The organism is Acinetobacter sp. YH12156 (genome assembly GCF_013418235.1).
Lineage (GTDB): Bacteria > Pseudomonadota > Gammaproteobacteria > Pseudomonadales > Moraxellaceae > Acinetobacter > Acinetobacter pseudolwoffii.
Genome location: NZ_VPCL01000002.1, coordinates 245,421 through 269,121, shown reverse-complemented (window position 1 = coordinate 269,121; position 23,701 = coordinate 245,421). Strand labels below are relative to the sequence as shown.

The 23,701-nt window shown below is 45.7% G+C and carries 15 protein-coding genes; 7 read left to right on the top strand and 8 right to left on the bottom strand.

Features of this window, described 5'->3' with window-relative positions; genetic code table 11:
* Positions 1 to 82: 82 nt before the first annotated feature.
* The 3 genes from FTU87_RS04210 to gspF form a co-directional block, all read right to left on the bottom strand.
* Positions 83 to 418: a hypothetical protein gene (locus FTU87_RS04210; RefSeq protein WP_100355491.1), complete on the bottom strand. Its 336-nt coding sequence runs from the start codon at positions 416 to 418 to the stop codon at positions 83 to 85.
* 284 nt (positions 419 to 702) lie between these two features.
* A complete protein-coding gene (gene gspG, locus FTU87_RS04205; RefSeq protein ID WP_005095357.1) occupies positions 703 to 1,137 on the bottom strand; it encodes a type II secretion system major pseudopilin GspG in 435 nt (144 codons plus the stop codon).
* 79 nt (positions 1,138 to 1,216) lie between these two features.
* On the bottom strand, positions 1,217 to 2,422 hold the full coding sequence (gspF, locus tag FTU87_RS04200; protein WP_074383949.1) for a type II secretion system inner membrane protein GspF: 1,206 nt from the start codon (positions 2,420 to 2,422) through the stop codon (positions 1,217 to 1,219).
* A gap of 150 nt (positions 2,423 to 2,572) precedes the next feature.
* On the opposite strand from gspF, the gene FTU87_RS04195 reads away from it, so the two are divergent.
* From FTU87_RS04195 to FTU87_RS04170, 6 genes are all read left to right on the top strand, one after another.
* The gene (locus tag FTU87_RS04195; RefSeq protein ID WP_180096710.1) at positions 2,573 to 4,795 is read left to right on the top strand and encodes a primosomal protein N'; all 2,223 of its coding nucleotides are present in this window, start codon (positions 2,573 to 2,575) and stop codon (positions 4,793 to 4,795) included.
* Between the two features lie 75 nt (positions 4,796 to 4,870).
* On the top strand, positions 4,871 to 6,724 hold the full coding sequence (locus tag FTU87_RS04190; protein ID WP_180096709.1) for a cation:proton antiporter: 1,854 nt from the start codon (positions 4,871 to 4,873) through the stop codon (positions 6,722 to 6,724).
* A 50-nt stretch (positions 6,725 to 6,774) separates the two neighbouring features.
* On the top strand, positions 6,775 to 7,650 hold the full coding sequence (locus tag FTU87_RS04185; protein WP_180082913.1) for an Hsp33 family molecular chaperone HslO: 876 nt from the start codon (positions 6,775 to 6,777) through the stop codon (positions 7,648 to 7,650).
* 323 nt (positions 7,651 to 7,973) lie between these two features.
* Positions 7,974 to 8,435: a DUF2147 domain-containing protein gene (locus FTU87_RS04180; protein WP_005095344.1), complete on the top strand. Its 462-nt coding sequence runs from the start codon at positions 7,974 to 7,976 to the stop codon at positions 8,433 to 8,435.
* Positions 8,436 to 8,894: 459 nt separating this feature from the next.
* Positions 8,895 to 9,227, top strand: a complete 333-nt coding sequence (locus FTU87_RS04175) for a chaperone modulator CbpM (RefSeq protein ID WP_074383946.1) — start codon at positions 8,895 to 8,897, stop codon at positions 9,225 to 9,227.
* Positions 9,228 to 9,315: 88 nt separating this feature from the next.
* The gene (locus FTU87_RS04170) at positions 9,316 to 9,579 is read left to right on the top strand and encodes a YdcH family protein (protein ID WP_005095339.1); all 264 of its coding nucleotides are present in this window, start codon (positions 9,316 to 9,318) and stop codon (positions 9,577 to 9,579) included.
* A 209-nt stretch (positions 9,580 to 9,788) separates the two neighbouring features.
* Here the strand turns inward: FTU87_RS04170 and pnp are convergent, their stop codons facing one another.
* The 5 genes from pnp to FTU87_RS04145 all read right to left on the bottom strand — a co-directional run bounded on the left by pnp (position 9,789) and on the right by FTU87_RS04145 (position 22,986).
* Positions 9,789 to 11,876, bottom strand: coding sequence for a polyribonucleotide nucleotidyltransferase (gene pnp / locus FTU87_RS04165; protein ID WP_171063368.1), 2,088 nt, complete (start codon positions 11,874 to 11,876; stop codon positions 9,789 to 9,791).
* A gap of 259 nt (positions 11,877 to 12,135) precedes the next feature.
* Positions 12,136 to 12,405, bottom strand: coding sequence for a 30S ribosomal protein S15 (gene rpsO, locus FTU87_RS04160; RefSeq protein WP_004637724.1), 270 nt, complete (start codon positions 12,403 to 12,405; stop codon positions 12,136 to 12,138).
* Positions 12,406 to 13,302: 897 nt separating this feature from the next.
* Positions 13,303 to 15,084 carry an exodeoxyribonuclease V subunit alpha gene (gene recD / locus FTU87_RS04155; protein ID WP_180096708.1) on the bottom strand — a complete coding sequence of 594 codons (1,782 nt, stop codon included), beginning with the start codon at positions 15,082 to 15,084 and terminating at the stop codon, positions 13,303 to 13,305.
* A gap of 71 nt (positions 15,085 to 15,155) precedes the next feature.
* Positions 15,156 to 19,277: a UvrD-helicase domain-containing protein gene (locus FTU87_RS04150; RefSeq protein ID WP_180096707.1), complete on the bottom strand. Its 4,122-nt coding sequence runs from the start codon at positions 19,275 to 19,277 to the stop codon at positions 15,156 to 15,158.
* 4 nt (positions 19,278 to 19,281) lie between these two features.
* Positions 19,282 to 22,986, bottom strand: coding sequence for an exodeoxyribonuclease V subunit gamma (locus FTU87_RS04145; protein WP_180096706.1), 3,705 nt, complete (start codon positions 22,984 to 22,986; stop codon positions 19,282 to 19,284).
* A gap of 175 nt (positions 22,987 to 23,161) precedes the next feature.
* Between FTU87_RS04145 and FTU87_RS04140 the strand changes: the two genes are divergently transcribed.
* Positions 23,162 to 23,662, top strand: a complete 501-nt coding sequence (locus FTU87_RS04140) for a hypothetical protein (protein WP_005095328.1) — start codon at positions 23,162 to 23,164, stop codon at positions 23,660 to 23,662.
* The last annotated feature ends 39 nt before the right edge of the window (positions 23,663 to 23,701 follow it).

The window sequence follows — 23,701 nt, the reverse complement described above, 5'->3', positions numbered from 1 at the left end:
CTAAGCTCCCTTTACGAAAGGGACGGACACTCAAGGCAATAAAAAACCGAGGTCAATGCCTCGGTTTTTTATATTTCAAATTTTAGAACTGAACTGCTAGATAAGAAATCATACTGGCGAGGGATAACATTGGAAGATAGCGGTAAGTTTGCACCATCATATTTTCGAATACAGACATCTGCCGTTGTTTTAATTGCAATACCGAGGCTTTCAATGCCGACCAGAAGCACAATGCAAATAATGAACTCATCAAACTGATGGCAAAAAAACCTACCATAATCTGGCTGCTACCCTCGGTAGTCTGCCATAAATGCAGAATGCCCTGACTAATCGGTAACATGCTTAAAACCAAAAGAATAGATTTCAGCATCGACCAATGAAATTGGTTTATTTCATCCCCTAAGATTAATGCTTTCATATTCTTCTCCGTTGGCTCGTCAAGTGCCGTTCAGATCATTATGAGCCTTTTTGAGTAAATAGAAAGTCTATATTTATTCATATTTTACGATAATTGTAATAGATAAATATGGGAATAATTCTTATTATAACTCGCATATACAAATTATTAATTAATTACAATAAATATCAAAAACTTAGATTATAATTTATAATTAAGAGTTATTATCACTTCACTTAGTCTTGAAAACGTCTATTAAGTGAAGTGATATATTTCATCTATTGAGAGTTTATATTGATTCTCAATCAAGGCTGATAATAAATATCAGCATCGGTGCCTTCACCACCCGACTGACCATCTGCACCGAATGAATACAGATCAAAAGTACGACCATTGGTGCCCGGCATCACATATTGCAGATCATTATCCCAACTGTCTTTAGGATAGCCGCCCTTGACATAGCCGCCCGGCAACCAGTTTTTCGCAGTCGCTGGCTGATTCACCAGTGCATCCAGACCACCTTCCTGCATGCTTGGATATTTGCCATTGTCCAGCTTATATTGGTCCAGTGAACCAGCAATACTCTGTAACTTGATCACAGTGGTATCCACTTTGGCCTTTTCACCGCGTCCCATCACGTTCGGTACAATCAGTGCAGCAAGCACACCGAGAATCACAATCACCACCATCACTTCGATTAAGGTAAAGCCCGTCTGTTTATTTAATTGATTTCTTTTCATTCAATCTCTCTCATTCATTTGCATCATTCACAACATTCAATTTAATTTTAATACCACGAGAATTTTAACTTGATTCTGTTTAAATCATATTATTCATATTGACGATTGGCAGCATCACCGCAATCACAATGACCAAAACAATACTGGCCATTAGCACCAGCATTAAAGGTTCCAATAAGGCCAGTAAAGTCGAAATCAGCGTGGTGACTTCCCGATCCTGCATCTGTGATGCACGCTCCAGCATGCGATCCAGTTCGCCCGAGGCTTCGCCACTTTTGATCATTTGTACCATCATCGGCGGAAAATAACCACTGCGCTCCAGCTGGGTTGCCAGGTTGCCGCCTTCGGTGACTTTTTCCGCTGCCAGATTGACCGCATCACGAATCACCCAGTTATTACTGACTGCAGCGCCAATCCGTAGGGCATCGACCAAAGGCACGCCTGACTGGGTCAAAATGGACAAGGTACTGGCAAAACGTGCGGCATTAATCCCGCGTGATAATTTTCCAAATAAAGGCAGTTTCAGGGTTAAACGGTCGAAGGCATAATGCCCGGCTGTGGTTCTTAAGAATCGTATCAGCAGGGAGATGCCCAAGAAACCGCCAACCAAGAGAAATGGCCACGCAATACGAATAAAATCACTGGCTTTCATCAAGGCGACCGTAATCCACGGTAAGGCATCTTTGCTTTGATCAAAAGTCTTGACGATATCTGGCACCACATAAGTCATCAGCCCCATCACGATGGCAAAAGACATCAGCATCAGAATAATTGGATAGACCATCGCGCCTTGAATTTTTTTCTGCATGGCAAAACGGTTTTCGGTATAGTCAGCCAATTGATCCAGAATCAGATCCAGATGCCCGGAACGTTCACCGGCCGCAATGGTGGCAATATACAATTCTGGAAACCGCCCGGACTGTTGCAGACCCTGCGCCAGACTATGCCCCTCCAGAACCTTGGAACGCACCGACATCAGCAGATTTTGTACATGTACTTTTTCGCTTTGCTTGCCGACGGCGCGGATGGCTTCTTCCAGCGGAATCGCGGCGGCGACCAGGACAGATAATTGCCGGGTCATTAAGGCCAGATCATAAGCGGTAATGCTTTTTTCAAACCATTTCCGCCGATCATGTTTGTCTTTTTTCTCGACAGGATCAACAGAGACCGGAATAAGTGCTTTATCCCTTAACTGTTGCCGGATCTGACGTGCAGAATCCCCCTCCAGCACGCCTTTTTGCTGCTTTCCTGAAGCATCAAGCGCAATAAACTGATATGCAGGCATTGTAATGCTCTAATTTTCCAAAATTTTGCTTAACGCTGTTGCGTCAGACCACCGAAATCATTCATATTCTTTGATATAAATTATCTGCTCACTCTACCATAATCGAACTTTAAGCACGACGAAATTTCTTCAGGATATCCAGCACCAGACATGCAAAATTCTCATACCGATTCTAGTCCACTTTGTCGCGTACGCGTTGCTGTACCTGTGCATGTATTCGATTGTTTTGATTACAGTATGAATGCAGAACAATTTGAGCAGGCCCAGGTCGGCGCACGCGTATTGGTATCTTTTGGACGACAGAATCTGGTTGGGGTGATTATCGAAAAGCTCTCCGCAGATACTCCGGTCGACCCACGTTTTAAACTCAAGCCCGTCACTGAATTGCTGGATGAACGTGCCATCATAGACCCTAAAGTTTTAAGTTTGTTGACATGGTCGGCACAGTATTATCAGTTTCCGATGGGTGAAGTGGTGCACAGTGCCCTGCCAACGCTGTTACGCCAAGGTAAGCCTTATAACCTGCTGGCCCGCACCTGGAAACTTCTGAACCCTGATGCTGAAGCTAAAATACGCCGTTCGGAAAAGCAGCAGGAAGCCTACCGGATTTTAAAACTGCATCCGGTTAGCACCACTGAAAATGTATTGAATTTGGCCGGAATTGAAACTGCGACCTTAAAAGCACTGGAGAAAAAAGAGATTTGTACCTGTGTGCTGGAGCCACAAGATTTCAGTCCACAGCCGATGCAATTGGCGCAAATGCCGCTGACCGCTAATCCTGAACAGAAACATGCCATTGATCAGGTATTAAAGTATCGCAATCAATATCAGGCTTTTTTACTGGATGGTCTGACCGGCAGTGGTAAAACCGAAGTCTATCTACAAATCATGCAACAGGTGCTGAAACAGGGCAAGCAGATTTTGGTGCTGGTGCCGGAAATTGGTCTGACCCCGCAAACGATTAGCCGTTTCCAGTCGCGTTTTCAGTGTCATATCGCGCTATTGCATTCAGGCCTAAATGATACAAAACGTCTGCAAGCCTGGCAGGCAGCAGAAACTGGCAAAGCTTCAATCATCCTCGGCACACGTTCCGCCATCTATACCCCCATACCGAATTTAGGTCTGATCATTCTGGATGAAGAACATGATTTGTCTTTTAAGCAGCAGGAAGGCTTCCGCTATCATGCCCGCGATGTCGCCCTGTACCGCGGCCATTTACAGCAATGTCCAGTGCTGCTGGGATCAGCGACGCCAAGCATTGACAGTTATGCGCTGGTTGAATATGGCAAAATGCAGGTGCTGGAGCTGAATCAACGTGCCGGCACAGCCTTAATGCCGAAAATCCATATTCTGGATTTAAAGGTGGCACAGAAAAAGCATGGCATCAGTCTGCAATTGATTCAGGATATCAAAAAGCGTCTGGAGAAAAAAGAACAGGTACTGATCTTTTTAAACCGCCGTGGCTATGCCCCCGTCCTGCTTTGTGGCAGTTGTGGCTGGCAGGCACAATGTCCGCACTGCGATGCCAATTTTACTGTGCATCGCCAGCCTTATCAGCATCTGCATTGCCATCACTGTGGCACCATTCACCGAATGCCGGAGCACTGTCCGCAGTGTCAGCATCAGGAACTGGTCACACTGGGTATGGGCACTGGCAAGGTCGAAGAACATCTGAATGAACTTTTTCCGGATCATGAAGTGATTCGGGTCGATCGCGATTCCACAAGCCGGGTGGGTAGCTGGCAAAAAATCTATGACAAGATTCAAAAAAGTGAACCCGCGATTCTGCTCGGCACCCAGATGCTGGCCAAAGGGCATCATTTTCCTTATGTGACGCTGGTGGCGATTCTGGATATTGATTCCGGTCTGCTCAGTGTGGATTTCCGTGCCACCGAACGTACCGCACAACTGATCGTTCAGGTCGCAGGCCGGGCTGGACGTGGTGAACACAAAGGCGATGTCTATTTGCAGACGCTCAGACCGGATCATGCCCTGCTGAATACCTTGGTCAATGAAAATTATCGTGTGTTTGCCCAGCAGACCTTAAAGGAACGGCAAATTGCCCAGATGCCGCCTTATCGTTATGCCATCCTGATTCGCTGCGAATCCAAGGATCAGGCACAAAACACCGAATTCTTACAGAAACATGCGGCATTCCTCAGGCAATATCCTGATCTGGCGCTGGACATCTGGGGTCCAATTCCTGCGCCGATGGAACGTAAGGCTGGGCGCTATCAGTCGCATATGGTGCTCTTGTCAGCAGATCGTCCACGTTTGCATTACTATGTGCGCAGCTGGTGGCAGAATATGCTGCAGGACAAACCTTCCAGCATGAAGCTGACACTGGACATTGACCCGCAAGAACTCAGCTAAGAGAATTGCATCTGAGTCCATGTCCGGGACATACGCATCAACGTCTGGATCAAGCATAAAATTTAGGACAGGAAAATGTCGATACTGTTACAAATAACACTGGTTTTGGTGATCGCACTGTTAATAGTGCCACTGAGTAAAAGGCTCAGACTACCAAGCGTACTGGGCTATCTGTTAACAGGAATGATCTTAAGTCCGGGTGTTTTGCATCTGATTCAGACTCCAGACCTGATGAACAGTTTCATGAACGTCAGCCTGTTGGCACTGCTGTTCTGGATCGGGCTGCAACTCAGACCACAACGCATCGCCCAGATCAGTCAATCTCTGTGGATGACGGCTGCTTTGCAGGTACTAATGAGTACCTTGATTTTTAGCCTGCTGGCCTGGATTTTTCTACAACAAAGCCTGCTTGCCAGTATTGTGATTGGACTTGCTGGCAGTCTGTCAGCCATGACCTTGGTGATTCAACAACTCCACAATCAGGAACAGTTTGCCACCAGCTATGGTCAACAGACCTATTCAATCCTGCTGCTGCATGCCCTGCTGGCCATTCCTGTGATTGCCGCCATTCCTTTATTTAGCGGAATTCCCTCGACCGAACACGGAGTGGCTTATTTTGCCGCAATGATCACCACTTTTACCGGCTTGTTCCTGTGTAATCGCTATCTGATGCAGCCACTATATCGCTGGATTGCAAAAAGTGGCAGTCACGAACTGCATGCCATTGTGGCGATTGCGGTAACTTTGGCACTGCTGCTCTTGATGAATACGCTTGGACTGAATCTGTTTCTTGGCGCTTTATTTGCCGGGATTTTACTGGCAGATACAGATTTCCGGCCCGCGGTAGAAAGCACCATTCGGCCTTTTCAGGGCTTATTGATGGGCCTAGCCTTTATCAGTCTGGGTATGTCACTGCAACTGCCCGATCTGTTGAATTTCCGTTGGATCATTTTAGGCGGCACTCTAGCTTTAATCTTGGTCAAATTTGCCATGACTTTGGCCTTGGCGCGTTATCATCAAAATAGCTGGCGCAATAGTACTTTGTTAGCAGCTAGTCTGGCGCAAGGCGGCGAATTTGCCTTGCTGGCGCTGGTGATTGCGGTATCCGACCAGATCATTGCAGCCAATCTGCTGTCTCCCTTGCTCTGGATGGTGAGTTTCTCATTGTTACTTAGCCCGGCATTTTACTGGTTATTACACAGTCAGGTTTTACCGCGTCTGGATCAAAACAATCATCTGGCTGCGACCTTTGAAACCGATTCCAGTCCTCAAGCCAGCCCCCCTATTTTGCTGATTGGATTTGGCCGCTTTGGACAAATTATTGCCCGGATTTTACTGCAACAACAGCATGCATTTAGTGTCATGGACAGCAATGTGCCAGCCACTGAACTGCTTGCGCAGTATCAAATTCCTTTCTATCAGGCCGATGCGACAGAGCCAGAAACTTTGGCACATGCAGGAATTGCGATGGCCCAGCAAGTGATTATTGCCATTGATGATATTGAAGATTCGATGCTGATCGTGCGGTATATCCGGCTGAATTATCCTGAAACTTGTTTATGGGTACGCGCGCGTGATCGTCATCATGTGCATCTGTTACAGGATTTAGGTGTAGAGAAAATCTGGCGTGAAAACTACTTTTCAGCACTGGAAATGAGTGAGGCTTTGTTAAGCCAGTTGAATACTGCTCCGGAAGAAAGTCAGCAACAGATTGAATACTTCCGCGCACATGATGAAAAATTACTCAACAGTCAATACCATCTAGATTCGGATCAACACGCAAGTTATGAACATCACCGCAGTAGCTTGGCAGAACTCGAACATCTGTTTGCGCAGGATCAACGCAACAAAGTTCAAAAAACAGATACACAGCCGCAACAGGATACAAACGGCGCAGGAATTGATGCGTTAAGAGATGATCTGTCATAACTTGTGTTTTACAATAATGACACCATTAAAGCAGGGTTATGGAGAATTTTATGTCTGATTTACGCCAACGCTTTTTTATTGAAGATAGCCCTGTTCGTGGTGAAGTGGTGCATCTTGAAGAAGCTTTACAAACCATTTTAGCGCAACGTGACTATGCACCTGCGGTCAAGATTCTGTTGGGTGAAATGCTCACTGCGACTGCACTGCTTGCCAGCACCTTGAAGATTAAAGGGCGTATCAGCCTGCAAATTCAGGCATCAGGCACATTTAAATGGGCAATGGCTGAATGCAACCACCTGGGTGAAGTTCGCGCTTTGGCGGACTATGAAGAAGATCCGCACTTTCTGGTGGGTGAAGACAGCAGCACCATCTTAAAGTCACTGGTTTCTCCAGTGCTGTTTATCAATATCGAACCAGAATTTGGTGAGCGTTATCAAGGTATTGTGCCGCTGGACAAAGAAAATCTGGCTGGCTGCCTCATGCAGTATTATGACCTGTCTGCACAGATTCCAACGCGCATTGTACTGGCAAGCGACTATCAGCGCGCCGGTGGTTTACTGATTCAGCTATTGCCACGGAATAGTGAAGAAGAACAGCGCCGTGTTGATGAAGATTTATGGCCGCGTCTGACCATGCTCACTGAAACCTTGAAAACTGAAGAACTAATCGGCCTGCAAGCCACTGACATTCTTTACCGTTTATATAATGAGGAAGAGGTGCGCTTACCAGAAACTGAAGCCTTGAAATTTGGCTGTACCTGCTCTAAAGAGCGCTGTGCAGTGGCCTTACAACAGATTGGCGTAGAATCAATACGTGAAACACTGGAATTCCAGAATCCGATCAAAATGGATTGTCAGTTCTGTAATAGCCAATATACCTTTACAGCCGAAGAGGCCTTAGGTCTATGTGGTGAACATCTAAGCTAAACGGTGCTAAGCATGAGTTTAAAAAAGCATTCCTCAGGAGTGCTTTTTTATGTTTTAAAATTTACATGACGAAGCTCAACAGAGCATATTTACCTCCAGTAGAAAACCTGCCTATTCACTGAATCAGATCCTCAGATAAACCCCACCCCAAAATCCCATTTAAATTATAAGACTATTCACATTAACAAAGACCAAATAATCATCGTTTTAAAAAAATTATGAGAATACAATCACATTTTATAGTATTGATTTAATTATGCTTTTAAAATAAATTAGAGTAATAATTCTAAAATGAATACAGTATCAAATTTAACAGGTATGTTATGAAAAAATTATTGAACACTCTAGTGATGGGGATAAGTTTGGCTGCGGTTTCTAGCTTGGCCTTTGCCTATGAAGATCCGTTAGTGGGTAAATGGAAAACCATTGATGATCAATCAGGCTATTCTCGTGCGGATGTAGAAGTTCGTAAGAAAGCGGATGGTAGCTATGAAGGAATAATTGTCGCAACACGTAGCCTGCCTGGCGCGGAGAAAATGGGCATCTGTCATAAATGTCCAGGTCAGCTCAAAGATAAACCGTTTATAGGCCTGCCGTTTATCTGGGATTTTAAAGCAGATCCGAAAAAGCCACGTGAATACCATGACGGCAAAGTGCTTGATCCGATCAGTGGCAAAATTTACAAAGGCAAAGCACGCCTAAGTGCCAATGGCAAACGTCTAACCTTGCGTGGTTATGTCGGTGTCTCAGTAATTGGCCGCAGTGTAACCTGGATAAAACATTAATTTCAGAAAGATTTTCAAAGCCTCTGTATCAGGGGCTTTTTCTTTGTCATGATTTGAAACAATAAGGTACAAATAAAAACTGTTTTGGCGCAGCTAAAGTCATAATAATGGATTGAAGACGGTTATTTTTTATCCATTTATGATGATCAATCTTCAGCCTTGTTTAATTCTGTCATCAGGTCTGCTTTGCTGTCCTCATAGGGCAGCGTATATTCAACACAGGAAAGTGTTTGAACACACTCGGTCAATAAAACATAAAACTATAAAAACAGCGTTCACTTTCACCTTCTCTTATTCGCGCGTTCCTGAGGCATTGAATACCGGAACATATCGATTTTTTTCTCGTGATCATTTGAGTCATCACTCTGAGTCTGCATATCCGAAGAATAGAAAGCGTTTTACTTCAGCACCTTTTCATTCTCTCAATTTTGCACACTTGGCTGTTTAAGGAGTAGAGCCATGACTACAATTCAGTACCAAGAAAGCTTTTCACAGGACTATACCCCGTCAGAAATTATGGACGATCACTCATTTGACCTCATCCACTTCGCAGAAGCATGCGGACAAAGCCCGGAATGGGTCATGCAATTGATTGAACATGGAATTCTGCCCGATCGTTCTCCTATCACGCCAGCCAGCACTTTCCTCGGTGAGGATATTTCACGTGCACAACGCGCCTATCGCCTGCAACGCGATTTTGATGCGTCATTTACCGCAGTCGCGATGATGCTGGACCTCATCGATGAAGTGCAGGAGTTACGCCGCGAGGTCAAACATTTGCATTTTAAGTAAGTCCTTTGATGCTCTGTCTATCTGTATCTTTCGCTGCAGATCAGGGCATATTTATTTTTAATTTGATGATTAGAGTATAAAAAGCGCTATGAAAACCAAAGATTGTAATAAAAAAATGAAATACATGTTTCCCGAATACCGCGACTTGATTGTGCAACTTCGCGAGGAAAATCCATACTTTGCCAAATTATTTGAGGAACATAATGAGCTGGACAGGAAAATTAGTCAGCTTGAACTCGACCCGGTCAATCATATCAACAATGATATTGAAGCGATCAAGCGTAAAAAGCTAAAATTGAAAGATGAAATTTATCGTCTGTTAAAAAGTTCTGAAGCCGATCCCCTGACCTAAGATCAACTGCTTAATACAGACTCAGATCGTTCAATACCATCGTGCGACAATCGTTGACAGCCTGTGGGCGATTCAAACATTTTGGCCAGATGTGCGGAGATTTTCCGAAGCATAAAAAAAGCCCTGAACAGCCAAAGTAAGCACTTTGATCAAGCTCAGGGCTTTGATATTTCATTCCCATGAGCTAACTCATGGGAATATTCAGATGATTAAACTTGTTCGATGTCTTTCATGGTCAATTTGATACGGCCACGGTTGTCAACGTCTGCAACCTGTACCTTCACTTCTTGACCTTCTTTCAATACATCTGCAACGTTCGCAATGCGTTCGTTCGAGATTTGAGAGATATGAAGTAAGCCATCAGTACCCGGAAGAATATTCACGAACGCACCGAATTCAACGATACGAATCACTTTACCCACGTAAATTGTACCTGGTTCGATCTCAGCAGTTAATGCTTGAATTTTAGCAACTGCAGCAGCGGCTGCCGCTTTAGTTTCACCGAATACGCGAACTGTACCGTTATCTTCAATATCGATTGCAGCTTTCGTTTCTTCAGTAATCGCACGAATCGTCGCGCCGCCTTTACCGATTACATCACGGATTTTGTCCGGGTTGATGTTGATCACTTGGAAGGTTGGTGCATGCATCGAAATTTCAGGACGAGCGCGTGAAATTACTTGGTTCATCTCATTAAGAATGTGCATACGACCGGCATAAGCCTGGTTCAATGCAGACTCCATGATCTCTTCAGTAATCCCTTCGATCTTGATGTCCATTTGCAGTGCAGTAATACCGTTTGCAGAACCTGCGACTTTAAAGTCCATGTCGCCAAGATGATCTTCATCACCCAGGATGTCAGAAAGAACTGCGAAACGCTCGCCTTCTTTTACTAGACCCATTGCAATACCCGCAACTGGTGCTTTAAGTGGAACACCTGCATCCATAAGTGATAGAGAAGCACCACATACAGAAGCCATTGAAGATGAACCGTTCGATTCTGTGATGTCAGATACGATACGGATCACGTACGGGAAGCGGTCAGCTGCAGGAAGAACTGCTTGAACACCACGACGTGCTAGACGACCGTGACCGATTTCACGACGCTTAGGACCAGATTCACGACCCGTTTCACCTACAGAGTATGCAGGGAAGTTGTAGTGAAGCATGAAGTTGTCAGTTTTAGTACCTGCAAGGGTATCAACCATCAACGCATCACGGGTATTACCCAAAGTTGTTGTAACCAATGCCTGAGTTTCACCACGTGTGAACAATGCAGAACCATGAGCACGACCTAATACGCCCACTTGTACATCGATTGCACGAACAGTTTTAGTATCACGACCATCAATACGTGGCTTACCAGACAAGATGTTGTCACGAACCGTGCGGTATTTAAGATCTTCGAAGAGTTCGTTTACTTCGTCAGCAATACCTGTTTCATCTTCTTCAGGAACGAATTGGGCAACAGCTTCTGCGTGAAGTGCATCAAGCGCCGCATAACGGTCTTGTTTCACAGCAATTGTGTAGGCTTCAGAGATTTTCGCTTCGAATGCATCTTTTAATTGACCAAGAAGCGCTTCATTTTTGCTTGGAGCAACCCAAGTTGACTCAACTGCACCAGCTGCTGCAGCAAATTCTTTGATCGCTTGAATCGCGATTTGCATTTCGTCATGACCGAACAATACAGCGCCCAGCATTTGGTCTTCTGAAAGTTCTTTCGCTTCAGATTCAACCATCAATACTGCAGCTTCAGTACCTGCAACAACCAGATCAAGATCAGACTCTTTTAACTGTTCGTGGTTCGGGTTCAGGATGTATTCACCGTTGATCAAACCAACGCGCGCGCCGCCGATTGGACCACGGAAAGGCGTACCTGCAATCGACAATGCAGCAGAAGTACCCAGCATTGCAGCAATGTCAGCATCCATGGTTTTGTCAGATGAAATTACTGTTGCAGTCACTTGAATTTCGTTGAAGTAACCTTCTGGGAACAATGGACGAATTGGACGGTCGATCAGACGTGAAATTAAAGTTTCAGCTTCAGACTGACGGCCTTCACGCTTACCATAACCACCCGGGATACGGCCTGCAGCATATTGCTTTTCTTGGTAGTTAACAGTCAATGGGAAGAAGTCTTGACCGGCTTTTGCTTTAGGTTGCGCTACAACAGCAACAAGAACCTGTACGCCGCCCATGGTAATCACAACAGTGTTTGCTTGACGTGCAACGCGACCTGTTTCAAGAATCACGTTGTGTTGACCGAATTGGAATTCTTTACGAATAATATTAAACATCGACATGTTTTATTTTTTCCTAGTTCTTGTGAACAATTATTCTAGTGGAGACCCCTAAGGTTTGGCATTCACGACTATATAGACGAACAAATGACAAAGCTTAGAAGCCGACCTCACCAGATTAAATACTATTTTTAAACACAAAGAAGGAGCGAAACATTCGCCCCTTCCACTGGCCTAGCCAAAAGCTAAACCGACTTTAGTTTTCAGCAATAAAGCACAAAGCATGCAATAACCCGAAAATAAAGTTTAAATCGAATTAACGACGTAAACCTAAAGCACCGATCAATGCTACATAACGACCGTGGTCTTTACCATTTAGGTAGTCAAGCAGCTTACGACGTTGGTTAACCATACGGATTAGACCGCGACGGCTATGGTGGTCGTGTTTGTGCTCTTTGAAGTGACCTTGTAAGTCATTGATTTGAGCAGTCAAAAGAGCTACTTGAACTTCTGGTGAACCAGTGTCGTTTTCAGCGCGTGCGAATTTAGCAATGATCTCTGCGCGATCTGCGTTAGTTAAAGCCATTCGATTTCTCCGAGATGCTTATATATTTTGATAAAAATCAATGTAATGAGAATTCAAAACTTTGACTGCCGTGCATCACTACAGCAAGTTGTATATTTTAAGGGAAAATGCGCCAAATTGCAAAAATAGATCAGCACTTTTAAATGTTTTCAATCGGTGATTTATTTAAAGCGAAGCTGTTGTCCATTGATCCTGAGTTATTCAAGATCTGTACTGTTTTAAGCGAGATCGTCTAGACCACTTAAATAGAGAAATCGACCTAAGCAATTAGAACGCTTTTTCTATTGTTTTATGTACCGTCGTCTGTCTGAATAAAAAATAGATAAAAAAAAGCCCGAGTTTAGTCGGGCTTTTTGGCGCTGTAGTTCTTTCTCTTATCATTATTATTTATTGTGTTTTTTATAGCGTTTTACGCTTGTTATTATTTTCAAACATCCTGTTGAAAAATCACCTTCCTTGTGTGGTAGATTTTGCCATATTCTACAAAGACAAGTAGAGGCATTTAGCGTATCTTGCTGTAAGCTATTTCGTACAATAACTAGCCTAAAAGTTGCATAATATTACATTAATACCACTTTATTTAACCTAATTCGCTTAAATCCAGCCATTCCACAACAATATCCAACTTTAGAATTAAGGTAAATATCTAGTATTTTGAAATATAAATTAATTAAATATAAAAAAGCCTTGTAGTCTCTCCCAAAACTACAAGGCTTAGCGGCTGTAAGTTTCCTCTTTTTACTTACCTCACTGTAAGTTCGCTGTCTACTGACATTCTTTTTATAATTATACGATTATGCTCAACTTTCCGTGTTGAGTTATTTTGTATGACCAATCTTCTCAAAAACTGATTAAAAGCTCTATGCGGCAATTTCTTGAATCCGTGTAAGCTTTTACCTACAAGATCTGATTATTTTTTGCCAATAAACTAGTAGATTGTTCAAGTATTTTTTGACTTAAACCACTTTTACGTGTGGTTCGTACGCATAAGGCTTGTGTAAAAGCGTCACAATCTACCAATAAACTGACCACTTTTTTAGCACGGGTAATTGCAGTATAAATCAACTCTTTACTTAATAGATTTTGCGCATATTGATCCAGCACCACTGCGGTATGGGCAAATTCTGAACCTTGAGATTTGTGAATGGTCAGTGCAAAAGCGGTTTCTATACTCTTTGGCAAACGGGTGGCTAAGACCCATTTTTCCAGACTCGGAAAATAGACTTCAAACTGGCACTGACCAGACTGCTCACGTAAAAAACAGATGCCAATATCACCATTGGATAAACCCAGTTGATAATCGTTATAGGTCATCATGACCGGCCGCCCGACATACCAGTCACCCTGCTTCAGTTGACCTTGAGCGGCTAAAAAGCGTTGTTCAATCTGTAGATTGATTTTGAATAAGCCCAGATCACCAGAACGAATCGCAGTTAAAATACGGTAATCATCAAATGATCTCACCACCTGTTGTACATATTGCTCGAAATCATCTAAGCCTTGCTTATTTTTGACAGCCTGTGTATAGGCCTGATAACCATACATCAACTGGTCATAATATTGATTCAATGTAGTGGCCGTCTGTTCAGCACCAGGCGCTAAATATTGCAACTGGAGCTGGTCAATCTCAACCTGATCCAAGGCGAGGGCTTGTAATTCACTGGCAGTGACAATCTGCTGCTCAAATTTTTGCAGGACATTGGCAGCTTCATGCTGCTGCTGAATAAAATCAGCCATTGCCCCAATCTTGGCCCCTGCTTTAAAACGTCGTGTGGTGATTAAGTTGACCCGATTATCCTGCAAAGTCGCAACCTGTTGCAGATCTGCCAGAACGGTACCGACATCCACAGAAGCCAACTGGTCTGCATCGCCAAGTAAAATCAGACGTGCCTGAGATGGTACAGCAGCCAGCAACATCTGTGACAGACTTAAATCCAGCATCGAGGCTTCATCGACCACAATTACGTCATAGGGCAAAGGCTGTTTGGCATGAAAACGTGGCTGTCCGCGCGTGCCCAATCCCAATAAACGATGCAGGGTCACGGGTTGTAACTGTTGTAGTGCAGCTATTTCAAACTGCTGCAAAACTTCAGTCTGTAAGGCTTTTTGCAGCGCTTCTTTCATCCGCTGTGCAGCCTTTCCGGTCGGCGCGGCCATGGCAATCCGGATATTCGGCAGCGCATCATATAAAACTGCAATAATATGCGCCAGCGTATAAGTTTTACCGGTTCCCGGCCCGCCAGTAATAATACTGAAGGCTTGCTCTGCCACCATTTGCAGGGCTTTTTGCTGCTGTGGATCTGAGAGCAGACTGCGGTCACGTGCTGTTAACTCCAGGGCTGCAATAGACTGGGTCTTGATTCGTGCTATATGCGTTGCCACTGCCTGTTCCAGCTGCCAGTAGCGGTACAGATATAAATGCTGATCTTCAAACACCAAGGGGGCAATACCCGTGCCTTGCTGAGCATGATCACGCACCAGATTATGCAATAATGCCATTTGTTGAGGAAGCGCCTCAATGCAGCTATCGCCGGCCTGCATTGCTTCAAGCAATTGCTGAATCAGTAATTTTGCTGCCGGATCAAATGTAGCCGAGCTAAATGGAGGCTGACATAAATAGTCAATCCAGGCCATCAAACTGGCGTTTTGTTGCGACACGTGATTCTGCTCATTTTCCACACAGTTATCCTCAAAGTTATCCACAGGATAATTTTCTGTTTAATCTCTATATATTTTATCAGGCAGCAAAATTATGCTGTTTTTTTCTGCTCAAAATAGCCCAAAATCTGATCCAGTTTTTCAACGAATTCGATGTCTGGTTGCCAGTGATATACACCTTGTTCCATCTGCCCGTGCATACCGCGTAAATATAAATAGCTTGCGCCGCCCAGATGCTGCTGCATTGAATACGCCTGCATATTTGCGTTCAGATAACGATGCAGGGCCACCAGATACAAGGCTGCCTGCAACCAGTAACTGGACTGGCTCATATTCTGCTGAATAGCCTCAGCGGTATAATGCTGTTGATCTGGGCCGAGAAAGTTACTTTTATAATCGGCAATATGGTAGCGCTGGCCATCGAAATACACCAGATCGATGGAACCGGTCAGATAACGTGCCGATTTGGCTTCATTAAAATCGCTCATGACAATGTCATGTTCAACAAAGAGCTGATGAATTTGTCGGATCTGCAAAGGCGCATCGGTGAGTGACAGATAGAAAGGGAACTCTGACAGATACTGTTGATCACCCAGTTGTGCCAAAACAAAATCTGCCTGAATCGGAGTGACCAGAATGTCATGCACCCAGTCATGCATCAGATTGAGTAAAATATCTTCCCTAATTTCATCAAGCAATCCATCTAAAGCAGTCTGAAAGATGCTTTCGACATTGAGCTGTTCAGGACTTGCAAGGTGTGCAATCTGGGCCATTTCCTGTTCAAAAAACAGGATAAAGCTGTCATCATCCAGCTCGGTGAAATAACGCTCAAACTGGCTTAAAAAGAGCATCAAGGCTGATCGGTCTTGCTGTGCCGATTGAAACAACTCTCGCCATTGTTGACGATAAGCTTGGCTCTGATCATGCAGGCGAATGCCGCTCAGCAATTTATAGTTCAGGCTGGACAAAACGCGTTGCATACTCTGTTGCAACTCATCTGCTTTGAAATTTGCCTGCGCTGCGGCTTGAAAAAGGCTACGCAGATTCACCGCTGCGGCCTGATAATGCGGCGCAAAGGTCTGCTCCAGCACAGTACGCAACTGGAAGGCCTGTTCAAATTTTTCTTTCAGTTCTTGCCAGATTTGCGGTGCAGTATTTTTAAAACGACGGCGAATTTCCAGATTCCAGTAACTGCTGTCCTGAAAATTGATATGTTCAAAAATACTGTGCAAGAAAGTCCCGGCCACCGTACCTTTGGGGAAATTCAGCTTGATCCAGTCTAGCGGTGTGACAGCCGGCTGATCTGCTAAAGCATTCAGATTGATTTCATCCGCTGCACTATCCGGGTGTTCCTGTGCATTGACCAGATCATCCTGCAAAACTGGCGCATGTGACTGGTGTTGCGACAATGCGGTAAAACTGGTTTTGGTGCGTGGATAGAACTGTCGCTCTGGCAAAGGTTGCGCCAGCATGTCGATCTTATGATGGTGTGACTGCTCGACCAGACGTGCCGGTTCCTGAGACAGCGGCTGCTCGACCAGAGATAAAGCATGTTCGAAGATGGCATCGCCCTGGCCACGCCAGAACGCCAAGCCCGAATCGGATTGTGAAGCGTGGTCTTGCAACATGGCATACACCCGATGACTGGCACGGGTCAGCGCCACATACCAAAGCCGGTGATTTTCCGCTGCATTACGCGCTGCATTCTGTAAAATCGCCTGCTCGTGCAAATTCTTATGATTGACCGCAATCACCCGGGATTGTTCTAAAATACTTTCAGACAGTGTGCCACTTAATGAAAAGTTCAAGTTGCCTTTATTCACATCAAAAGCAGCATCTGCGCCCAATAAAAATACCACTTTAAATTCCAGCCCTTTAGAGGCATGGATGGTCATCAGCTGTACCCCATGATCACCAGACAGCTTGCGTTCTTTTTCACTGTCTTTGCCTGAAGGGGACTGTAACTGACGCAAATACCAGTGATAGAGTTTTTGGGCACCCTGATAATATTCACTTTGCTGGCTCAGAATTTCGGTCAGATGACGCAAATTCACAACCACCCGTTCATTATCCAGACTTTGACTGGCCACCAGATGAGTCCAGACCTGAAACAGGTTTAAGGCATAATTCCATGCCGTGAGAAAACCTTTTTCGAACCACATTTCCCGAATTGCATCCAGATCGGCAATATAGCGACTGAGCCCTTCACTCTGCGCCTGTAACTCAATCAGTTTTTTCAGGTTGAAACCCAGCAGGCGGGTCAGTAAGGCACGTTTGACCTTGGATTCATTAAAAGGATCCATGATTGCAGTCAAGACGGCCGCGACATCCTGCGCAATGGCACTGGCAAAAACACTTTGTTTGGATTCTTTATAACAAGGAATACCCATACGCTGTAGGCGCTGCTTGACCTGTTCCAGGGCAAAATGTCCAAACCCCAGCACTGCAATATCATCGGCTTTCAGGCTTTGAATACTGTTCTGCTGCTGAAAATACAACTGCTGTTGAGCAGACTGATTGAGGAGTGCACGGATTTTCCAGGCCACCTGATCGGCTTCTACATCCGACTCACCCAACTGAATCCAGCGTAAGGGCTGCGGATTGCAGACAGCGCTATCGATGAGATCCGGATGCGGCCGACTCCCGGCCTGAATCAGGGTGTACTGCACCTGTTCACCAAAATCCATCTGGCGTTGAAATAAAGCATCGACCACTTCGACCAGCGCTTTGACCGAACGATGGTTCTGCATCAGGGTATATTCGCGGCCCTGCTTTTGCCGCACGTCAGCATGTGCCTTGTTATAGGTCAGCATGTCGCCGCCACGGAAACCATAAATCGCCTGTTTCGGATCGCCGACCATAATCATGCAGCCGGACTGCACCCGGCTGGCACCCCGCCAGATCTTGGCCAGCAGGTCATCCTGATCCTGATTGGTGTCCTGAAATTCATCCACCAGAATCAGCGGATAACGTGCCTGTACAAACTGGGCAAAGCGCTGGCCTTGTTGTCCTTGCAGTGCTTCTGCCAGTGTGCGGATTTGCTGGGAAAAAGTCGTTTCACCCTGCTGTTGCAGGGTTTGCGGCAAACGAGTTTGCACACTTTGAATAATATGAAATTCCAGATAGGTCGTGAGCTGCTTCAACTGCTCATCCAGATCCTGTTTGACCTCACACAGTGCATCAATTGCCACAATCAGGCTGTGTTGCAAAATCAGCTGCTGCTCCGCCTCCGGACAGCTCTTGTTAAAAACCTGAGTGGTCGGCTGGAAATCAGTTTTTTTACGGCGTAAATGGCACAGATTCAGTAAAATCGGTTGCAATTCTGCATCGAAGAAACTCATGCCACCCTGAGTTTTTAGGGCTGCGCTCCAGGTCATAAAGTTTTCACAAACGTCGGTTAACTTGGTCAAAAAACTCTTGTGAAAATACTTTGGACTTTCCTGACAATAGCGCCGCATGACTTCGAGATCATGCTCATGAATATTCAATAATTGGGTAATACAGGCTTCTAATTTACCTAGATCACATTCAGCCGGCTCGACCTTCTGGAATTGCTGCTTGCTAAAATTCAGAGCATCCCGAACCAGCCCGGTATAATGCTCGACCGGTTTCAGCAGATTCTGCACATACAAATGATTGACCATATATTGTGGCTGCTGCTGAATCCAGTCACGCAGCACATCATGAATCAGTTGCTGGATATATAAATCCTGATCTTCGGTCAGTTCTGCACGTTCAATCTTGCCACTTTCAAAAGCAAATTCACGTAACAGTTTCTGGCTAAAGCTGTCCAGCGTCCCGACAAACAGTTCATCCAGCTGGTTCAGTACCAGACGCAAGCGGCGACGGGCATAGTCCATCCGTGTGCCATAATCTTTCAACACCTGCTGAAATAAAGGATCAGTTTCGCTCTGAATCTTCGCTGCAATTTCCACAGAATTGAGCTGCTGATGACGCTGGATATAGGCCAAAGTTTCTTCGACCCGCAGCCGTACCCGGTTTTTCAGTTCGGCCGTTGCCTTGCGGGTGAAGGTGGTTGCAATCACCTGATGCGGATAATACTGATCCAGAAAAATCCGCACCATCAAACTGGATAAAGTATAGGTCTTGCCGGTGCCTGCCGAGGCCTCAATCCAGTGTAAGCCCCGGAACGTCATGTCCTGAATCGGATTGGTAGAAATGGCTTTTTGCATCTGCTGCTTTAACACGGTCATATTGCTATTTCACCCATTCCAGATGTTGGTGAATCGGCGCATACAGAGCATGGGCGAAATCATGACAGCAGCGCTGCAAGGCCAGATCCGGGTCCTGATCCTGCAAAATAAACTGCCAGTCCTGATGCAACAGGCTGGATTCATCCGAAGCCAAAGGCTTGGCACTTTCATAGCTATTATTCCAGGCTTTTAGCAGTTCCGGCATTTCCACAATGGTCATTTTGCCCTGTTCATTTTCGGCCCACTGCCACTCTTTTTTCATCAACAATTCCGCTGGCAACACCAGCGGCTGCTGTTGACCAATTTCCCAGGCTTTGAACCAGAACTGTAAATATTCTCGCGCTTTAGTTGAACTCAAGCCGGAAAATTTCAGGGTCTTATTACTGAAAATCACAATACGTTCCAGTTCTGGTGAGCGTGCATCATCATTTAAGTAAGCCAGCCATAACAGATATTCCAGCCAGATCTGGGCACGGCGTTTTTCCGAGGCCGAAGAAGATTGCAGACTTAACCAGTAACTGCTGTGCGAGGCTTGTGGTACGCTGATATGAATGATCAGTTCAGGACTAAATTGCAGGGATTGCTGGGTCACCGGCGTCAGTTCTTTGCCGAGCTGTAGCAAACGTTCTTGCAACAACTGCTGTTCCTGCTGACTGCTGAGCCAGGTGGCTTGCTGGGTTTTGCCTACTGGCAAACGGTCTAGCATCAAGCTCGGCTCAATCTGCTGATCTTGTTGTAATAGAAAATCCCGCACCTGATATTGTTCCAGCTTGTTTAATAACAAGGGCTCACGGGAACTCGGCAAATCTGCATAGCGAATTGTGGAAATTCCGACACTTTTCAGAAATAAACGTGCCGGGAAAATCATGTCCCGAATCCACTCATCCCCTTTCAGCACCCGTAGTTCTTTTTGTTCAACTGCCGGATAATACGCATTGATCCAGCTGCTGCGCTTGCCTTCGGCACTTCGGATATATTCTGCCACCGCAAACCACTGATCCCGATAACGCGGTGTTTGCGCATCTGCAAATCCGGCTGGATCAAAAGGCTGCAAGGGATGTACATGATAAAGCTGCTGGATATGTTGGGCGACTGACAGACCATTGATTTCCACCACAGGATCGACTTCGGCATCCGGCTGTTCCGACTGACAGATGAATGCGATATGCTGAATCAGTTCCTGCAAGGCAGTGGATGGATCTCGGGCCTCGCCATCGTCCAGATCAAAGCCATTATAAAACAGCCATAAATTATCCTGCGCCAATAGTAAGGCATCCAGAAAAGCACCCTGCTCATCATCCAGACGCGAACGATCGCCGAGTTGCGGCTTCAGGCTGCGCATCAGATCAAACGGCACCTGCTGATTCCGGCTCGGAAACTTACCGCTATCCAGATTCAGCATCACCACCAGCTGATAAGGGAGTGGCCGGATCTGGCCAATCTGGCTAAAAGTGATCTGTCCGGTTGGTTCGGCCTGATCCAGCTGCATTTCTAGCGTATTCTGAATTTCTTCCAGCACATAAGGCAAAGGCAAACTCAGTGCCACCAGCTCCTGACTGGCATGTGAATCATCCTGCTCATGATAATCGGCCAAGGTCAGCATCCGCATCTGCTTGTCGATAATCTCGGCCACAGTTTTGAGCGATTCCACCCCGGCATCACGAAATTCATTCAGGTCAGCCCGCAAATATTCCAGCCAGGTTTTCACCGGTGTGCGCTGTCCGGTCTCATGCAAAGTCAGCCAGTCACGGCGCTGCACCAGATCCTGATAAATCTGGATCAGGGTTGAAATCAACGGGAAATCACTGGTCAGAACCTTGGCATAACTCAAGGTATCCTCAAACATTGTATGTTCAGGAATGGCCAGGCCCAAAGCCAGACGGTCTAGCGCGAATTTAAAACTAAAACGGTAATCATCATCGCCTGCGCTCAGGCTTTGCTGTAAATGCTGCTGGTCCAGACCGCGCTTGAAGCCAGCCTCCGTCAGCAACTGCAACATCCGTTCTACCTGACTATAGTCCAGAGCATAACGTTGCTGGGTGGCATTCAGGCTGAGCCAGTCGGCAAAGTCCTCAATACTGAAACGGCGACGTACCCACTGGATCCGGCCCAGTACCGCGCGCCAGGCATTGCTAACATCCAGACGCGACACCCCGGCAATCTGGATCGGTAAATACAGGTTATCTTTCTGCAACCGTTGGCTGCCGATCTCACGCTCACGTGGTGGCGGGGCAAAGACACTGCGAATCGCCGGTTCCAGTTCTTTCAGATTCGGACTCAGCACCAGAATGTCGCTCGGTTGCCGTGGCTGCTGTTCCGTACCTTGTGCCAGCCAGTGAATAACCTGTTCTTTGAGTACTTCCAGCTGACGCAACGAGGAATGACAGACATGAATCTGCACCGAATCATCGGCCGGATTTAAAGCATATTGATGCTGTTCAGGTTCGAGTAAATATAAAATATCTGACTGGATTTTTGCCAGCAGCTTGTCCTGATAGTCATCGACAAAAACATCGGCCCAGAGACCTTCTTCTCCAGAAGACAGTTTGGAGAGTAAAGAGAAATGATCCCGCGCCTGCTTGCCAAAGCGGGTCAACAGCGGATGCCGCGATTCACGATCTTCGGCATTAAAATTGAGCTGCTTGATTCGAAATTCTTTCAGTTCAGCATCATTCGGTTTACGTTGGCGAGTTTTTTCAAAGCGCTGAATAAAGCGCTCTTCCCGTTGCAGATCAAATTTGGCTTTCCAGTCCGGATCGACACTGTCGGCCCAGTATTCCTGCGAGGGGTTAAAATGAAAGATATAAATGTCTATGTATTGCCCCAGCCGGCGTAAAAAGTCCAGCTGGCTGGGCGGAAGTTCCAGCAGGCTAAATACCACTATCTGTGCCGGCAAGCGTTTCAGGGCTTCGCTTCGTGTTTCCGGATTCTCCAGCCGTTCCCAATACAGGCGCTCAATCTCCAGAATTTTGGCATAATCCTCCTGAAATACATGCTGCCACAACCAGCGTTGCCAGGCTTCCAGCTCACGCGCCTGAATTTTGACGAAATCGGCCACCTGCATTTCGTGACCATTTTCATCTTTGGGACTATAAATCATCTGCTCGATATCCAGCGCAATATCTTGTCCCCAGGCCTCTAGCCAGTTGGTCGGGCAGCTGCAGCTTTGCGGTGGACAGTTACGTGCACAATAACCGCGATAATCCATATAATGGCTGAACAGGCGCGATACCTGCTCGGCCACCCAGTACAGCATGCTCTGTTTTTTCAGCTGTTTTTCCGTGCCCTGCTCCAGCCGGTCGGCACTGTCGTAAATCCGCTTTACAATTGAATACAGCGGATGATCGACGTCTAAGGGAATATGTTCTGGCAGAATACATTTACGCAGTGCCTGAAACACGCGCCATTTGATGATAATACGCGGAATATTGGCTTCTCGAACCTGTTCGACTTCTTTAGGCGCATTCAGCACCCACTGATAAGACGTCCACTGAAAGGCACGAATCCGGTGATGGAACTGGCTATTGGCACTGATGCCTTTCTTCTCGGCAATTTTTTGAGTCAACCAGCTTTCTACGGCCGGAGACGGCACAATAAAATGCCGGGGCTGTAACACTTCAAACGGATGCCGGGCAGTTTGATTGACAATACGCAGCATACTATCCAAAAGCACATCAATGCGTTGACTCTGAATAACATGGATTGCCATCGTTTCCCCTGAACTGCTGAACTAGTTTTACTACAAAATGATAAAGATTAGTTACTATACATCTCGAGCGCTGTATGACACTTTAAAATCACACTTCAGTCGAAAAATTTCTTTGAAAAAAGCATCTTAATGATGCTTGCATAGAAAAAAACAACATAGAGCTTAGGTAGTGCCCATGAAATTAGATAAAATTCCTGAACGTATCGATCCAAGCTTAGATTTGGAACAAATTCGTGCCGAGTGCCTGGAACTCACCAAAAAACGTGCCTACTATTCTGCGGGTGCCGCCATTATTCCAGTGCCGTTTATGGATGTCGTCATTGACATCGGCATCTTGTCGCAATTGATTCCCGAGATCAATGCCCGCTTCGGACTGGCGCCTGATCAGATCAGTGTCTATGATCCCAAAACCCGTCAGGTGCACTGGAATGAGCTGCGTAAACGCGGCGTAGAATTTTCTGGTCTGGTGGTCGCGCGAACTGCTGTCAAAAAATCTTTGAACAATGTTGCAGCGAAAGTGATCACAAAGCAAGTGACAAAATTCATTCCCCTGGGTGGTCAATTGATTGCCGCCAGTCTGGGCTATTTTGTCATGAAAAAAATTGCCGAAGCCCATGTCGAGGAATGCTACCGTGCGGCTAAAAATATCCAGCAAAAACAGGTCGCTCAAGGTTAAGCACATTTGAGCTCAATATTTTAAACAGCTGAGCCCGTG